Source organism: Oceanirhabdus sp. W0125-5 (assembly GCF_027938815.1).
In the GTDB taxonomy this organism is placed as follows: domain Bacteria; phylum Bacillota; class Clostridia; order Clostridiales; family Clostridiaceae; genus Oceanirhabdus.
The window spans coordinates 2,360,951-2,377,942 of the sequence record NZ_CP115913.1; the positions used below are offsets into that span (position 1 = coordinate 2,360,951).

General features: G+C 29.8%; 18 protein-coding genes. 13 read left to right on the forward strand and 5 right to left on the reverse strand.

Features of this window, described 5'->3' with window-relative positions; all coding sequences use genetic code 11:
* Window positions 1-169: 169 nt before the first annotated feature.
* The 3 genes from OW730_RS10960 (at window position 170) to OW730_RS10970 (ending at window position 1,979) form a co-directional block, all read left to right on the forward strand.
* The gene (locus OW730_RS10960; protein ID WP_271229061.1) at window positions 170-973 is read left to right on the forward strand and encodes a leucine-rich repeat domain-containing protein; all 804 of its coding nucleotides are present in this window, start codon (window positions 170-172) and stop codon (window positions 971-973) included.
* Between the two features lie 183 nt (window positions 974-1,156).
* Window positions 1,157-1,612 carry a YqaA family protein gene (locus OW730_RS10965; protein ID WP_271229062.1) on the forward strand — a complete coding sequence of 152 codons (456 nt, stop codon included), beginning with the start codon at window positions 1,157-1,159 and terminating at the stop codon, window positions 1,610-1,612.
* Window positions 1,613-1,745: 133 nt separating this feature from the next.
* Entirely contained in the window at window positions 1,746-1,979 is a 234-nt protein-coding gene (locus OW730_RS10970) for a DUF1292 domain-containing protein (RefSeq protein WP_271229063.1), read from the forward strand.
* A 38-nt stretch (window positions 1,980-2,017) separates the two neighbouring features.
* On the opposite strand, the gene OW730_RS10975 is transcribed toward OW730_RS10970, so the two are convergent.
* The gene (locus OW730_RS10975; RefSeq protein ID WP_271229064.1) at window positions 2,018-3,256 is read right to left on the reverse strand and encodes an MFS transporter; all 1,239 of its coding nucleotides are present in this window, start codon (window positions 3,254-3,256) and stop codon (window positions 2,018-2,020) included.
* Window positions 3,257-3,470: 214 nt separating this feature from the next.
* On the opposite strand from OW730_RS10975, the gene OW730_RS10980 reads away from it, so the two are divergent.
* From OW730_RS10980 to OW730_RS11000, 5 genes are all read left to right on the forward strand, one after another.
* Window positions 3,471-4,037 carry a glycerol-3-phosphate responsive antiterminator gene (locus OW730_RS10980; RefSeq protein WP_271229065.1) on the forward strand — a complete coding sequence of 189 codons (567 nt, stop codon included), beginning with the start codon at window positions 3,471-3,473 and terminating at the stop codon, window positions 4,035-4,037.
* 128 nt (window positions 4,038-4,165) lie between these two features.
* Window positions 4,166-5,662 (forward strand): glycerol kinase GlpK, encoded by a 1,497-nt coding sequence (gene glpK, locus OW730_RS10985; protein WP_271229066.1) that lies wholly within the window; start codon window positions 4,166-4,168, stop codon window positions 5,660-5,662.
* Between the two features lie 153 nt (window positions 5,663-5,815).
* Window positions 5,816-7,303 carry an NAD(P)/FAD-dependent oxidoreductase gene (locus OW730_RS10990; protein ID WP_271229067.1) on the forward strand — a complete coding sequence of 496 codons (1,488 nt, stop codon included), beginning with the start codon at window positions 5,816-5,818 and terminating at the stop codon, window positions 7,301-7,303.
* A gap of 11 nt (window positions 7,304-7,314) precedes the next feature.
* Window positions 7,315-8,580: an NAD(P)/FAD-dependent oxidoreductase gene (locus tag OW730_RS10995; protein WP_271229068.1), complete on the forward strand. Its 1,266-nt coding sequence runs from the start codon at window positions 7,315-7,317 to the stop codon at window positions 8,578-8,580.
* Window positions 8,573-8,938: a DUF1667 domain-containing protein gene (locus tag OW730_RS11000; RefSeq protein ID WP_271229069.1), complete on the forward strand. Its 366-nt coding sequence runs from the start codon at window positions 8,573-8,575 to the stop codon at window positions 8,936-8,938. The genes OW730_RS10995 and OW730_RS11000 overlap by 8 nt, the downstream gene beginning before the upstream one ends.
* A gap of 35 nt (window positions 8,939-8,973) precedes the next feature.
* Here OW730_RS11000 and OW730_RS11005 read toward each other — a convergent pair whose 3' ends face one another.
* On the reverse strand, window positions 8,974-9,246 hold the full coding sequence (locus OW730_RS11005; protein WP_271229070.1) for an SDR family oxidoreductase: 273 nt from the start codon (window positions 9,244-9,246) through the stop codon (window positions 8,974-8,976).
* 253 nt (window positions 9,247-9,499) lie between these two features.
* Here OW730_RS11005 and OW730_RS11010 point away from each other — a divergent pair, with 253 nt between their 5' ends.
* The 4 genes from OW730_RS11010 (at window position 9,500) to OW730_RS11025 (ending at window position 12,517) form a co-directional block, all read left to right on the forward strand.
* Window positions 9,500-10,858 carry a helix-turn-helix domain-containing protein gene (locus OW730_RS11010; RefSeq protein WP_271229071.1) on the forward strand — a complete coding sequence of 453 codons (1,359 nt, stop codon included), beginning with the start codon at window positions 9,500-9,502 and terminating at the stop codon, window positions 10,856-10,858.
* A 19-nt stretch (window positions 10,859-10,877) separates the two neighbouring features.
* Entirely contained in the window at window positions 10,878-11,666 is a 789-nt protein-coding gene (locus OW730_RS11015) for a hypothetical protein (protein WP_271229072.1), read from the forward strand.
* Between the two features lie 180 nt (window positions 11,667-11,846).
* Window positions 11,847-12,191 (forward strand): hypothetical protein, encoded by a 345-nt coding sequence (locus OW730_RS11020; RefSeq protein ID WP_271229073.1) that lies wholly within the window; start codon window positions 11,847-11,849, stop codon window positions 12,189-12,191.
* Window positions 12,192-12,205: 14 nt separating this feature from the next.
* Entirely contained in the window at window positions 12,206-12,517 is a 312-nt protein-coding gene (locus tag OW730_RS11025) for a hypothetical protein (protein WP_271229074.1), read from the forward strand.
* Between the two features lie 221 nt (window positions 12,518-12,738).
* On the opposite strand, the gene OW730_RS11030 is transcribed toward OW730_RS11025, so the two are convergent.
* Window positions 12,739-13,398, reverse strand: a complete 660-nt coding sequence (locus OW730_RS11030; protein WP_271229075.1) for a 3-oxoacid CoA-transferase subunit B — start codon at window positions 13,396-13,398, stop codon at window positions 12,739-12,741.
* Window position 13,399: 1 nt separating this feature from the next.
* Window positions 13,400-14,053: an acetate CoA-transferase subunit alpha gene (atoD, locus tag OW730_RS11035; RefSeq protein WP_271229076.1), complete on the reverse strand. Its 654-nt coding sequence runs from the start codon at window positions 14,051-14,053 to the stop codon at window positions 13,400-13,402.
* A 379-nt stretch (window positions 14,054-14,432) separates the two neighbouring features.
* Here atoD and OW730_RS11040 point away from each other — a divergent pair, with 379 nt between their 5' ends.
* Entirely contained in the window at window positions 14,433-16,166 is a 1,734-nt protein-coding gene (locus OW730_RS11040; RefSeq protein ID WP_271229077.1) for a methyl-accepting chemotaxis protein, read from the forward strand.
* 206 nt (window positions 16,167-16,372) lie between these two features.
* Here OW730_RS11040 and OW730_RS11045 read toward each other — a convergent pair whose 3' ends face one another.
* A complete protein-coding gene (locus OW730_RS11045; protein WP_271229549.1) occupies window positions 16,373-16,918 on the reverse strand; it encodes an NADH peroxidase in 546 nt (181 codons plus the stop codon).
* Window positions 16,919-16,992 lie beyond the last annotated feature (74 nt).

Consider the following 16,992-nt stretch of genomic DNA (forward strand, 5'->3'; position numbering starts at 1 on the left):
GAGAGTAGATGGATAATAAAAATATTCATCTGCTTTTATTTTTATGAAAAAATTATTGTAACCTATATGTAACCATTTGTAATACCTTTGTTACATTAAGTAATAGTTTTGATACTATAATATAGCTATAAAGAAAACAAGGATAGTTATTGATAAATGAGGTGAGTAAATGAAGAAGTTTATTATTGCATCTTTAGTTGTAGCGATTAGTATTGGATTAACAAAGAGTTTCTTTAATGTACCTACATATGTTGTTGTTGCAGAAGAAAAAGGAATTAAAATTAATATAGATAAGGATAAACTTTTAGAAGCAAATCAAAAGAAAAGTATAAGATTCATATCAAAATTTAAAGATGAGAAACTTTTACAAAGAATTGAGCAAGTAATAGGGAAAGAACGTATATATATTAGTAATGAGGATTTAGATAATATAACATCTTTAGATATAAGTAATTTAGGAATTAAAGAGTTGGAAGGTATTCAGTATTTGAAAAATTTAAGGATGCTCAATGCAGGATATAATGCTATTGAAGATATAACACCTGTAAGTTCTTTGAAAAACTTAGTTTACTTTTATGGAGAAAACAACAATATTAAAGATATTACTCCATTAACAAATTGTGAAAATTTAGAATCTATCAATATGAGTAATAATGGCTTAAAGGATATTGCAGATTTATCTTTACTTAAGGAGCTTAAAGGATTATCAATGAAAAATAATAATATAGAGAATGTTGAATTTATAAAAAATAATTTTAATATTGAGATGGTGAATTTATCTAATAATAAGATAAAAGATTTATCACCAATACAAAACTTGAAAGAATTGAAGTGGTTATTTCTATGTAATAATAATATTGAAGATATTGAAGTACTAGAATCCATTGAAGAATTTGTGGTTTTGGATTTAAAAGGAAACAATATTCAAAACTTTGCCCCTCTTGATAAAATTAAAATAAATAAATTTAATTAATTGATAGTATAAGCTGCGGAAATTCCGTGGCTTATATTATTTAAACGGTTATAAATGTAATTGATGGAGTTAATTAAATATATATTTAAATTTTATTTAAGGAAGATTTAATATTTTTAGTGTATAATTTATTTCATATAGATAATAATTAAAAAAATAGGTTAATGAACAGAGGTGAATTATATGGTAGATTTCTTATCACATTATGGATTAATTGGAATATTTATTCTCGCTGTAGCTGAAGCGATTTTCTTACCGGTACCAGTTGAAACGCTTCTTATACCTTTTGCTGTATTAAATCCTAAATTGATTTTATTTGCTATATTAGTTAGTACCTTAGGTTCAATGATAGGAGCAGGAATAGGAAATAAATTAGGTAAATATGGCGAAAAGCATATTGTATCAAAAATTATAAATAAAAAGAAATTAGATGTTTCTAAAAAATATTTCGCTAAATTTGGTGTTTGGGCAATTGGTATTGCAGCATTAACACCACTTCCATATAAGATTTTTGCACTAATATCAGGAGTAGTTGGTATTGGAATAGGTAAGGTTTTAACAGTCTCATTTATGGCAAGAGGAACAAGATTCTCAGCAGTATGTTTATGGGCTATGTACTTTGGTGCAAATATTTCTTAAATTACATTATTAATGTATCTTAACATAGTAATAATTTTAATAGAGTATGAGCAACTTAATATTAGGCGTATGAAAAATATTGACTGGTTATTTATTTGATTATGCTTTAAATAATATTAAAGGAGAGTTGTTCATGAGAAATGCTTTTATGATAGTTGAGAATGACTTAGGTCAAAAGGTTGAGCTAGAGTTAGTTGATAAAATGACATTAAATGGTAAAAAATATGTAATATTGTCTCAGAGAAATAGTGATAATGCATTTGCGTATAGAGTTGTAGAAAAGAATGGAAAAAAAGATTATCAATCAATTGGATCTGGGGAAGAATTTGCACAAGTACTTAAAGCATATAATTTGAAGCAAAGCTAAAAAAACAGCACGCATAAGCGTGCTGTTTTCTGTTTATCTTAAGAAGCAACTTTTTGCGCTTCTGGAACTCTAATAAAAAGTATTCCTCCTATTGCAAATAATACAATTAAGCTCAGAACTCCATATCTTGAATTGCCTGTTAAAGTTGTTAAACTACCAAGTAACAATGGTCCTAATATTGTGGCAAATCTACCAAAAATATTGTAAATTCCAAAGAATTCACTTGAGTTTTCCTTCGGAATTAGTTTACCATAGTAAGATCTGCTAAGTGCTTGAATACCACCTTGAGCTACTGATACCATTATTGCCATTATCCAGAAATGAGTAGCAGTACTCATAAAGAATGCAAAAATACATACTGAAGTGTATATTCCTATACCTAATAATATTATCTTCTTAGGTGAAAAAATCTTAGCAAGTTTCGCAAATAGGATTGCGCAAGGGAATGCTATAAATTGTGTCATTATAAATATAAGCATAACAGTTTTATCAGGTATTCCTAAATCGGTAGCATATGAAGATGATAATTTTATTATAGTAGAAACTCCATCTATATAGAAAAAGTATGCAAGTAAAAATTTAAAAGCTGGTTTATTTTTTTTTACGGTCTTTATTATTGAAAGTGTTTTTTTCCATGTATAAGAAAAAGGTTTTTTTACAGGTTCAATATAATAGTTTTGTTTTACATTTTTCAACATAGGTATTGAGAATAAGAGCCACCAAATTGCTGTTAGTATAAATGAAAGTTTTGTAGCAAAGGTTTTAGTAATACCAAGTGAACTATGGAAAGCAATAACCAAATATGAAATTATAAATAACAGTACACCGCCTATATATCCCCATGCGTAGCCATGAGTTGAAATCTTGTCCATCTTTTCAATTGAGGTTATATCGGTTAAAAATGAATCATAAAAGACATTTGCGCCTGCGTAACCAATAATAGACATAATAAAGAGAAATAAACTAAAGACAATTTTCCCTTGGGATATAAAAGATAAACTAAGTGTGAAGAGCAAACCTATACAAAGGAATAATGAAAAGAATTTCTTTTTATTTCCTTTAAAATCAGCAATCATACCTAGAAAAGGCGCTAGTATAGCAATGATAAGTGCAGCTATTGTATTAGCATATGAAATATATACTGTTGACTTATCTAAAGATAAATCACTTGCTATGTAAGTTTTGAAGAATACTGGAAATATTACTGTTAGTATTGTCATTGTAAATGCTGAGCAAGCCCAATCATAAATAATCCAACTTCTTTCTTGTTTAGACATTGAATCACTCCCAAATAGTTTGATAATAAATATAAGTTCAATTAAATTATATCATATGATATGATGCCATTTATAGAATTATTAATAATTCATTAGTTAATAATGAATAAAATTATATTATTGTTTAATACTTACTCAAATGGTAATATAAAAGTAATATTGATAGAAAATTTAATAATTTAAACATAAATAAATAATAATAGAGGGTGATATAATGGGCGATAATCTATACAGTAGATTGCAAGAAAATCCCATCATAGCAGCAGTAAAAAGTGAAGAGAAATTAAAGAGAGCATTAATTTCTCCATGTGAAGTAATCTTTCTTCTATATGGGAATATATTTACTTTAAAAGATGATATATTAAGAATTAAAGAAAAAGGAAAGCTAGTATATGTCCATATTGATCTTTTAGAAGGGTCATCAAAAGATGTTATAGCACTACAGCATATAGCTGAAGAAATAAAACCAGATGGTATCATTAGTACTAAAACAAACTTACTTAAACATGCTAAGGAGTTAGGGATGTTTGCAATCCAAAGGGTATTTTTATTGGATTCATTATCCTTGGTGACTGGAACAAAAACAATTAGAACTATAAATGCGAATGCAGTTGAAATACTTCCAGGTATAATGCCATCTATAACTGAAACAATGGTGAAAAGAACAGGAAAACCAGTTATTGCTGGAGGATTAGTAAGTGAAAAATCACATGTAATCAATAGTATAAATGCTGGAGCAGTAGGGATTTCTACTAGTGAAGAGAAAATATGGTATCTATAAATTGTGAAAAAATAATAGTTGTAGATTTAATTTTTTAAAGGAAAGTTATATATTAATATAGAACTTAGAAAATACAGACTGAATAGTAATAATTGGGTATGGTTTAGAAAAGCTATGGGGAGGATTTTATGGGTAAGTATATTTTAGCTTTAGATCAAGGAACAACAAGTTCTCGAGCAATATTATTTGATCACAATGGGAATATTGTTAAAGTTGCTCAAAAAGAATTCACACAGATTTATCCAAAGGCTGGATGGGTTGAACATGATCCAATGGAAATTTGGGGAAGTCAAAGTGGAGTTGCTAGAGAAGTATTAGAAACAGCTGGGGTTAGACCACAAGAAATTGCAGGTATTGGTATTACAAACCAAAGAGAAACCACTGTAGTATGGGAGAAAAAATCAGGGAAACCTATTTATAATGCAATTGTTTGGCAATCTCGGCAAACAGCTGGTATCTGTGATGAACTAAAGCGTAAAGGGCTTGAACAGTATGTTCGAGAAAATACTGGGTTAGTTATTGATGCATATTTTTCTGGAACAAAGATAAAATGGATTTTAGACAATGTTGAAGGGGCGAGAGAAAAAGCTGAAAATGGTGAATTGTTGTTTGGAACTATGGATACATGGCTAATATGGAATTTAACAAGAGGAAAAGCACATGTTACAGATTATTCTAACGCATCTAGAACTATGCTATATAATATCAAAGAACTCAAATGGGACGAGAAGATGTTAAATGAATTAGATATTCCTAATTCAATGCTGCCTGAAGTAAAACCATCAAGTGCTATTTATGGATTCACAGACCCTCAAACTTTTGGAGGGGCAAACATTCCTATATGCGGAGCAGCAGGTGATCAGCAAGCGGCTTTGTTTGGACAGGCTTGTTTTAAAGAAGGTATGGCAAAGAATACTTATGGAACAGGTTGCTTTATGTTAATGAATACAGGTAAACATAGAATTCAATCTAAAAATGGATTATTGACAACAATAGCTTGGGGTGTAGATGGTAAGGTTGAATATGCATTAGAAGGTAGTATCTTCGTAGGTGGTGCTTCTGTTCAATGGTTAAGAGATGAAATGAAACTTATTAATGATGCAGCAGATAGTGAATACTTTGCTCAGAAAGTTGAAGATTCAAATGGAGTTTATGTTGTTCCTGCATTTGTTGGACTGGGTGCTCCTTATTGGGATATGTATGCTAGAGGAAGTATAATGGGGTTAACACGTGGTGCTAATAGAAACCATATTGTTAGAGCAACCCTTGAGTCTATTGCATATCAGACAAGAGATGTCTTAGAAGCAATGCAAGAAGATTCAGGTATAAAACTTCAAGTTTTAAAGGTTGATGGTGGGGCAGTTGCAAATAATTTCTTAATGCAATTCCAATCAGATATCCTTGGAGTAAATGTTAATAGACCAGTTGTTACTGAAACTACTGCACTTGGGGCTGCATATTTAGCTGGATTGGCAGTTGGATTCTGGAATAGCAAAGAAGAAATTACTAACAATTGGATGATAGATAGAGAGTTTAAAAATGTTATGGAAGAGGAAAAGAAAGAAAAGCTTTATGCTGGATGGAAGAAAGCAGTTAATAGAGCAAAAGCATGGGAAGAAGAGTAAAAAATAATAATGGAAAATCATATAAAAATGTGGTAAAATATAACTAACTGAATAATATGAATGAGATTATGAGTCGCAAAAAAACCAATGGAATGATTGGTTGAGTTTTTGCGACTTTTTTTATTGTTAAAAATAATGAAAGGTTGGGAAAATATGATTTATGATGTAGCAGTGATAGGTGCTGGTGTTATAGGCACATTTATAGCGAGAGAATTATCAAGATATGATTTATCAATTGCACTTATTGAGAGGGATAGTGATGTTGCCAATGGGACTTCGAAGGCAAATAGTGGTATAGTTCATGCAGGGTATGATGTGGAAGAAGGAACTTTAAAGGCTAAGTTCAATGTTAAAGGAAATGAAATGTATGAAAAGGTTTGTAGTGAACTACATGTTCCATTTAAGAGAATTGGTTCATTAGTAATTGCTACTAATGAAGAAGAAATGCAACATATACAAATGCTCTATGATAGAGGAATAAAAAATGGGGTTACATCTTTAAAAATATTAGATAAGGAAGAAGTTAGGTTATTAGAACCTAATCTTGATGAAGATGTGATTGGTGCACTCCATGCTGCAACCTGTGGAATTGTAGGACCATTTGAGTTAACTATTGCTTTGGCTGAAAATGCAGTGGATAACGGAGCGGAGCTTATGTTAAATTCTGAGGTTATTGATTTAAAGAGAACAAAGGATGGTTTTAATATACAACTAAAAGATGGTAATAAAATTAAAAGTAAATATGTTATTAATGCCGCTGGGGTATATGCAGATATAATTAATAATTTCGTAAGTAATGATAAAATTGATATTACTCCTAGAAAGGGAGAGTACTTTGTTTTTGATAAAGAAGTTGGAGCTCTTGTAAATAGTGTTATATTTCAATGTCCAACAAAACTTGGCAAGGGAGTTCTTGTTACTCCAACAGTACATGGAAATATCCTTGTAGGACCTAATGCAGAGAATATTGAGGATAAAGAAGGAATAGATACAACAGCTGACGGGTTGCACTATTTAAGAGATAAAGCATCAAAAACTACTAAAAAGATTCCATTTAATAAGGTAATTACATCTTTTGCAGGGCTAAGAGCGGTAGATACATCAGGTGATTTTATAATTGGAGAAAGCAGTGATGTTGAAGGGCTGATAAATGTTGCAGGCATCCAATCTCCAGGATTATCATCAGCACCTGCAATTGCAAAGTATATAGTAGATATAATTAAAACTAAAATACCTAATGTAAAAGAGAGGGAATGCTTTATTAATCGTAGAGAAGAGATAAGATTAATGGAACTGAGTAATGAAGAAAAGCAAGAGGTAATAAACCGAGATAAAAGATATGGGAATATTGTTTGTCGTTGTGAATGGATAACAGAAGGAGAAATAGTTGATGCGATTCACAGAAACGCTGGAGCAACAACTGTAGATGGAGTGAAGAGGAGAGTTAGACCTGGAATGGGAAGATGCCAAGGGGGATTCTGTGGACCAAGAGTGGTTGAAATATTAGCAAGAGAGCTTAAGGTGTCACCTGAGGAAATATTAAAAGGTAACAGTGGTTCTAATATTCTAAGTGGGGTATCTAAGGATAATAATTTATATGGTAAAGCTTATGAACAAGTTGCCGCTAATATAGAAGAATAGGGGGAATAGTTATGAAATTTGATATAGTTGTAATTGGTGGCGGTCCAGCGGGACTAGCAGCGGCATTAGAAGCTAAGAAAAATGGTATAGATAATATTCTAATAATAGAAAGAGATAGAGAACTTGGTGGAATACTTCAACAATGTATTCATAATGGTTTCGGATTACATTTCTTTGGTGAAGAATTAACTGGACCGGAATATGCTGAAAGATTTATTGGTAGGATTAAAGAAGAGAATATTCAATATATGCTCAACACTATGGTTATTAATATTAAGAATAAGGAAATACATGCTATAAATTCAGAGAATGGGTTTATGAAAATTGATGCAAAAGCTATTATATTAGCTATGGGTTGTAGAGAGAGAACAAGAGGTGCAATAAATATTCCAGGTTATAGACCAGCAGGGGTTTATACAGCTGGTAGTGCTCAGAGGTTTATTAATATGGAAGGGTATCTCCCAGGAAAAGAAGTAGTAATTTTAGGATCAGGAGATATTGGACTTATTATGGCTAGAAGACTTACTTTAGAAGGGTGTAAGGTGAAAGCAGTTGTTGAATTGATGCCATTCTCAGGTGGATTAACTAGAAATATTGTTCAATGTCTTGAGGACTATAATATTCCATTATTAATGGAGCATACAGTAACAAAGATTCAAGGTAAAGACAGAGTTGAAGGTATAACAGTTATGAAGGTTGACGAGAGAAGAAAACCCATTGAAGGAACTGAGATACATTATGATTGTGATACACTACTTTTATCAGTGGGGCTTATACCTGAAAATGAGCTTTCTCAAAGTGCTGGTGTTGAATTGTATAATATCACAGGAGGACCTAAAGTGAACGAAGCAATGGAAACTAATATATCAGGAGTCTTTGCATGTGGTAATGTTGTACATGTTCATGATCTTGTTGATTATGTTACTGAAGAGAGTATGATTGCTGGAGAAAATGCTGCGAGATTTGTGAAAGGTGATTTGGTTGAACAAGAAGAGTTTATTAAGTGTGAAACTGATAAAGGGATTAGATATATTATTCCTAATAAAATAAGAATTGAAAATATTAAGGATAAAGTAAATCTTCTTATGAGAGTAGATAATGTATATAAAGATGTATATATGAAGATTGAGATTAATGGTAAAGTGTTTAAGAAGATAAGAAAGAGACATGTTGCCCCAGGTGAAATGGAGCGAGTACAGATATTAGGTGATGATATAAGAAAGCTTAAAGCTAAAGAAATTAAAATTTCACTTTGTAAGGAGGGGGAGCATGAATAAACAAGATTTAGTATGTATCGTATGCCCAATGGGATGCAGAATGACTATAGAAAAGGATGAGAGCAGCCAGTTAGGATATAAGGTTACAGGAAATACATGCAAAAGAGGAGTAACTTATGCTGTTAAAGAGGTGACAAATCCAACTAGAGTAATATGTACTACTGTGATAATTGAGGATTTTTATCTTAAAAGATTACCTGTTAGAACAGATGGAGAAGTTCCTAAAAATATGATTTTTGATTGTATGATGGAGATAAATAAAACTAAGGTAAAAACTCCAATAAATGTAGGAGACATCATAGTTGAAGACCTGCTTGGGACAGGGGTGAATGTTATAGCTTCAAGAAGTGCAAAATAGAAACAAGCTTACAAGCTTGTTTCTATTAATTTATTCTATTTTGTTAAAATACCACCATCTACTGCTAGTATATGCCCTGTAATAAATGAAGATTTAGAAGAACATAACCAAAGAACAGATTCTGCAACTTCCTCAGCTTCACCTATGCGACCAATAGGTTCTACTTTTTTTACCCATTCATCATATCCTTCTTTTTTAACTCTGTCAGTATCTGTCATTGGAGTTTTAATTACACCAGGGGAAATTTTTCCAATACCACTACTTCCACCAGTAATCAGTACAACTTTATTTTTAAATTCTTGATACATAATAATCCCCTTTCAATTATTAATTATATATTTATCAATATTATACAAAAAAAACTTTGTATTGAATATTATGGAATTATTGTAGTATAATTGAATTAAATAGACAATAGAGGAGATTATGCAGAGTGTAAAATAAATAAACTTATAATAGTAAAATTGATTAATTATAAATATAGAATATATATTAGTTTAAATAAATTAAACTAATTAGCGAATTAAAGTAGTTATTAACCATAAAGGGGAGAAGTATAAAATGCCTTCAACAATAGGAAAAAGAATAAGGGAGTTGCGTAAAGAGTTAAAAATGACTCAATCTGAGCTAGCTGAACCAGAGATGAAGAAAAGTATGCTTAGTCATATTGAAAATGGTTATGCTAATCCCTCTATGAAGAATTTAGAACATATTGCAAGAAAATTAAACAAACCCATAGGGTATTTTTTTCAAGATGATATAGTTTATGAAAATAATTCTGTACCCAAAAATCAAATTTCATTTGATGAAATAATAGTTGAATTAAATAATATAGATAACTTAATTCAAAAGAAAAAATATGATTCAACTAAAAAAGAGATAATAAAATTTTTATCAGAATATAAATTTAATGAAAAAAGTAAAATTTATGGAGATATTATTTATAGATTAGCTTCATGTGAAATAATGTTAGGGGAGTTAGAAGAAGGGGAAAAACATATAAATATTGCATGTAATATTTATATTGAAAACATTTTATTTGTAGATGCTGCAAGAGCATGTATGAAATTACTTAAAATGCATATTAAGAACTTTCAGTATAATAAAGCACTTCCGTTGTTAGAAAAGATATATGAATTATATGGCAAATCTACTAGTAAAGATATTTTTTTTGAAATTGAAATGTTGATTGTTCAGCCTGCTATATATTTTGCTAAAGGGGAGTTTGAGAAAACAATTCAAATATGTGAAGAGGTAATATCTTTATCAAATCAAAATAGAATATATTATCTATTAGATGATGCATATAGAATGATGGCAATAACCTTCTTGCTACATGATAATCATGATAAGTTTTTATTTAATATGGATAAAGCAAGAAAATATGTAGAATTTACAAATAATAGGTTGAATTTAATAAAACTTAATCATAATTATGCAAAGTATAAAAATATGATTAATAGGCCTTTGGAGGCTTTGAAATATCTTGAAATTTATGAGCTTAATGATGAGAAAAAGACTTTTTATTATTACATAGAGCATGGAAAAGCTGAATACTATTTGGGAAATTATAATAAGTCGCTTGAAGATTTAAATAAAGTAAACTGTGGGAATAAAGTTTATTACATGATGGATTGCATATATATTCTAACTTCAAAGATTTATATTGGGTTAAATTACAATAAGTTAAATGAGTTTCAAAAAGCTATAGAAGAAATTGAAGAAGCAATAACCAAAATTGAATCATATACGAGGAGTGAATATTTAGGTTTTGTTATATATGCTAATAAGGAATTAGGTTTTGCATACGAATGTTTAAGTGAAATTTACTCTGAAAAAGGAGAATATTCTAAAGCATATACTTTATTAAAAAAATCAAATGAATTGAAAGTGATATATAAAAATATTAATTTTAAATAAAATCATGGGAGGAATATTAATGAAAACAAAATGGCTAGGAAGGGAAGAAATTCTAAAAAGTATAGTAGAGGTATTAGAACCTTTAGATTATGTTTACGCAATGTGGCAATGTGGATCAGCTGCTTTTAAAAGAGTTGATGAATGGTCAGATATTGATGTAGTAGTTGATGTGGAAGATGATAAGGTTATGGAGATTTTTAAATTTACTGATAAAGCATTAGAATCATTATCTCCAATAGAACATAGCTTTGAATGTCCACAGAGTATGTCGCCAGGTGCATATCAAAAGGTTTATAAATTAGAGAACACAAGTGAATTTTTAGTAATAGAAATTTGTGCTGTTAAGCACAGTAGTAAAATGAAATTCTTGCAGAAGGAAATACATGGAGAAACATTTGTTCATTTTGATAAATGTAATGTAACTGACTGTAAACCTATAAATAAAAAGGAATTTGAACAAAAGCTCAAAAATAGAATTGAGAGTATAGAAAATATATTTAATATTTATCAATTTCTTGTAAAAAAAGAATTGAACAGAAAAAATTATATTGAAGCAATTGCATTTTATCAAACGTATTCCTTAGGTTTTTTACAGGAACTTATAAGAATTAAGTATAATCCATACAGACATAGTTTTAGAACAAGATATGTATATTATGATTTACCAGAAGAAGTAGTAAACAGGCTTCATAACTTTTATTTTATAAAAGATGGTGAGGAATTAGCTATAAAACATCAAGAGGTTGTAAAGTGGTTTAAGGAAACAGTAAATGAATTGAAATCTATTAATTTAGAAGAGTTACTATAAACCTTACATTAGCCAGGTAATAATGTTTATAGATTGTGATATTATTTTTTAAGGTATTAATAACATATTATAAAGTATTAAAAAACATATTGAATAATTTGTGGAAATGTGATAAATTATTGGAGGATTATTAAAAAAGTAATAATAAATACAATAAAAATAAAAATTGGGAGTGGTAGTATGGAATTTTCGTTCGCTGACATAATACTTTATATTGAGGGGACTATACTAATTTCATTAGCAATTATCATGATGATTAAATTAAACAAATTGTTAAATATGACCTTAGACAGAAATTATCAGGATAAAAATGTATTAAACATCATTGAAATGAAAGAAATGAACATACTGAATAGGAGTGAATATGAAGAGTTACTAAATAAATATAAGAGGGTAAATTTAAAGACAAATTATATCTCGCTTAAAGAAAATTTGAGGGAACTTAAGGAAGAAGAAGTAATCGACAAGAATAAATATTTTAATGCATCTTTAGAACTTGAAAATAAATTTAAAAAGACTCTTTAGAGGGAGGTATAATCATGAAGATATTAATAGTGGGATTAGGAGTTTTATGCATATTGCTATTGATAGGAATTTATACTTTAAACAGAATATTGTATTGTAATGAGAACAACAACTATGTTAACGATACTATAAAGTACTCTTATAAATTGTACAAGCTTGGGATTATAACAAGAAATGATGTGAGACAATTAATGCTTAGAAAAAAGGTTAGTAGACTTGAAAACAAAAAAGATGAATTTATTTACACTTTAGATGAACTTAAAGCAGAAAACTTGATAAAAGAAGAAAAATATATTGATATAAGAAAAAGAATAGTTGAATTGTAATAGATATGAAAGAAAAGATAAAAAAAGCTTGAACACTGAATTAATAGTGTTCAAGCTTTTTATTATAAGAAACTTTGAATTAAAGATACAATATTTTATCCCAGATAAAATAAGTAAACATCTTCATCACAAAGAATAAAACAATGTAGGTTCTGACTTCAGTCAGAACCATCCATCATTTTCAATTCACAATTCTCCATTCTCAATTTATTTTAAGAAGGTTATATTTCCATTTTCTTTACATCATCAGCGATAATTAATTCAGCACCTGTAGCTGCTTTAATATCTTCAATTGTTGCTTCAGGACCAATCTCTTTAAGAACAAGTCCTTTATCAGTTACTTCAATAACAGCCATTTCTGTTATTATAAGGTTAACTTGATTAGCCGCTGTAAGTGGTAGTGTACACTCTTTAAGGATCTTATGATTTCCTTTTTGAGTGTGCTCCATAGCTAGTATAACTTTTTTTGCTCCAACAACAAGATCCATAGCACCACCCATACCCGGAACCATTTTTCCAGGTATCATCCAGTTTGCTAAATTTCCTTTTTCATCAACCTGAAGTGCTCCAAGAACAGTTGCATCAACATGCCCACCTCTAATAATAGTGAATGATTCAGCACTATTAAAGAATGCTCCTCCAGGAATTATAGTAACAGGCTGAGAACCTGCATTAGTTATATCTTTATCTTCTTTACCTTCTTCAGGTGCAGGACCAAGTCCTACAAAACCATTTTCAGATTGAAGAAGAACATCAATATCATCAGGAAGATAATTAGCAACTAGAGTAGGTAATCCAATACCTAGATTAACAACATCACCATCTTTAAATTCTTTAGCTACTCTTTTAGCTATTAATTCTCTAATTTGACCCTTATCCATTCTATTTATCCCCCTCTACTATGTAATCAACAAATAAGCTTGGAGTATTAACCATATCAGGATCTAATTCTCCAACAGGAACAACTTTTTCAGCTTCTACTATAACAACATCAGCTGCAGTAGCCATAAGAGGATTAAAATTCTTTGTAGCTTTTGCGTGATAACAATTTCCTTTTTCGTCTACTACAGATGCATGAATAAGTGCTACATCTGCTTTAAGAGGCTTTTCTAAAAGATATGTCTGCCCATCAATAACGATTTTCTCTTTTCCTTCTTCAACTATTGTTCCTAAACCAGTTGGAGTTAGGAATCCACCTAGACCAGCACCAGCAGCTCTAACCTGCTCTGCTAAAGTTCCTTGAGGAACTAAAACAACTTCAGTTTCACCTTCAGTCATCTGTCTTCCAGTCTCTTTGTTTGTACCAATATGAGAAGCTATAACTTTCTTAGCTTGCTTATTAGCTATTAACTTACCTAAACCTTTATCAACGAATGAAGTATCATTTGCTATAATTGTAAGATCCTTAACACCTTTTTCAACAAGGGCATCAATTACCTTTTCAGGAGTTCCGACTGCAAGGAAACCACCAATCATTATAGTCATTCCATCTTCAATATGAGAAATAGCTTTTTCTATAGAAACAAGCTTTTTCATAATACCGCCTCCTAATCTAAGATTTAAAATTTTCTTACTATTATAAATATACATCATAAAGGACAAACTTTCAAAGGTATATTTCCAAAAATAACTTAAATATTTTCTTAACAAAGTAAAGTGAAAGAAAACTTTCAATTTTAGAATTGTAATTTTTTTTGCTTGTACAAACATATTCAAACTATAAGGAACAAGGGGGAATCATTATAACCACTTGTGATACTTATTATCTCAAATCCTGTTCTATTCAACATCATTTGATGTTCATATCTAATGAAATTATTAAAATTTTGTTATATTTTATTATAATTTGATATAAAGAGTGAAAAATATGCTAAATTTAAATTATGCATGATTTTACAAGATAGGGAGTGGTTATGTGTTAAAAAGAGTAAAAAGGAAAAAAACAACTTTAAGAAAGAAGATATCAAATAGTATCATGGCCTTAATGGTATGTATTTTTATAGTTGCTGGAGTGGTTATGTACAATGCAATGCACTCAATGACAAAAAAAATTACTCATATTGTAATACCATCAATGGTAAGTAGAATTAATGATGAACTAAAAGAGGTTCAATTAGATATTGGACAATCGGTTAAAGATAATAAAGAAGTTATGGAAAAAGTTCATAAAAATATCGAAATGATATTAAATGATACAAAAGGATTCATAAATGGAATATACATATTAGAAAAGAATGAAAATAGTCAATGGGTATATTGTTTCAATAGTCCCACAAATGATAATATTGGACATACCTACAATTCAGGAAAATATGAGAAATATTTTAATCAAGCTGTAAAAGGTGAGGAAATTGTAGTTAGCAAAAATATAAATAATTTAAGAGATATATCTCAAAGTATGAGAGTTTATGTTCCTTTGAAAACAGGGAAAGGTAAATTAATAATTGGTGTAGATTTAAAGTTTGATATGCTTATAAAAATAGAAATAATAATATTGGTTTGTGGAATTATATTTATGATCATTTCATTATTTCTTTTAAGATTGTTAGTAAATAGAATTACTAAACATCAAACTGTATCTATAGATATAATTTTAGAGAAAATGAAAGATATGTCAAATTTAGAAGGTGATTTAACAAAAAGATTAGAAATCGAAAGTAATGATGAAATGGGAACTCTTGCAGAGTACATAAATGGAATGTTAGATTCACTTCAAGATATGTTATTAAAGGTAAATAAAACTTGTGTTAAAGTTGATGAGGTGTGTGCTACATTACATGATATATCACATATGGCTTCAGATGAATTTGTAGAAATGGATGCAGCTGTTAAAGGTATATCTGATAGAATATCTGTTCAGAACAATAGTTTAATAGAAGCATCTGAAAAGCTTAATGGTATAAATGGAGCAGTTCTTCAGATTGCTAATAATTCTCAGTTAGTTGCTGTTGAAGGTAACAAAGCTTTTGAAGAGGCTGAACAAGGTGATAAAACAATGATTGAACTAAAGGAATATTCAAATAAGATTACTGAAGTAGTTACAAATACACATAAACTATTCAAGGAACTTACTGATAAATCACAAGAGATAAATATGATAGCTGATACAATTTCAGCTATTGCTGAACAGACAAATTTATTAGCTTTAAATGCCTCAATTGAGGCTGCAAGAGCAGGGGATCAAGGTAGAGGATTTGCTGTAGTAGCTGAGGAAGTTAGAAAGCTAGCTGAAGAATCTAATAAATCTGTTGAAAAGATATTTTCAGTTGTACAAGAAATTCAAAGTGGAATCAAGGAAACAGGTAATGCTATGAATGAAGTTTCTGTTAGAACTGAAAAAGAATTTGAACTTGTTACTGAACTAGATGAAAAGTTTTCAAAAATATATGAAGCTACAAGCATAGTATCTAGAGAAATCGAAGAAGTTTCTTCTGCTACTGAAGAAATGTCTGCAAGTTCAGAAATAATAACAAATGAAATTAATAATATTGTTAAAGTATCAGAAGAGAACTCTGCATCCACTGAAGAAATGGCAGCAAGTATAGATAACAATACCAATAATATATTAAAATTAGAAGAATTAATTGAAGACTTGAATGGAATATCTTCAGACCTAGTAGGAAAAATAAATAACTTAAAATTAAAATAAAAGTAAGTATAAAAATATCCCTAGAGAGTTAAGTTTCTAGGGATATTTTAATTATTAAGATACAATATTTTATCTCAGAGAAAATGAGTAAACTCCCATTGTTCTGAAGAAAAATATAATGTAGGTTCTGACCCTAGTCAGAACCATCCTTCATTCTCCATTCTACATTATCAATTCTCCATTAAAAAAAGACCCTTAGGTCTTTTTTATTTAAAGTGTCTATCTAATAATCCTTTGAAAGCAGCACCATGTCTTGCTTCATCTTTACACATTTCATGAACTGTATCATGTATTGCATCAAGGTTTAATTTTTTAGCTAAAGTAGCTAAATCCTTTTTACCTTTGTTTGCGCCATATTCTGCTTCAACTCTCATTTGTAAGTTCTTCTTAGTAGAAGTAGTTACAACTTCACCTAGTAATTCAGCGAATTTTGCAGCGTGCTCTGCTTCTTCCCAAGCTATTCTCTTATATGCTTCAGCTACCTCAGGATAACCTTCTCTATCAGCTTGTCTACTCATTGCTAAGTACATACCAACTTCTGTACATTCTCCAATGAAGTTCTCTCTTAATCCTTTAACAACTTCCTCGTCAACACCTTGAGCAACTCCTATTACGTGCTCGTCTACCCATTTCATATTGTTTTCATCTAAGATTTGAAATTTTTCAGCTCCTGCAGAACATACTGGGCATTTTTCTGGTGCAGTGTCTCCTTCGTGAACATAACCACATACTAAACAAACATGTTTCATAATAATTTCCTCCTCAATATTTACATAAATTTAATCAAATGCTATTTATATAACTTTATACAATATAAAGTTTAAAG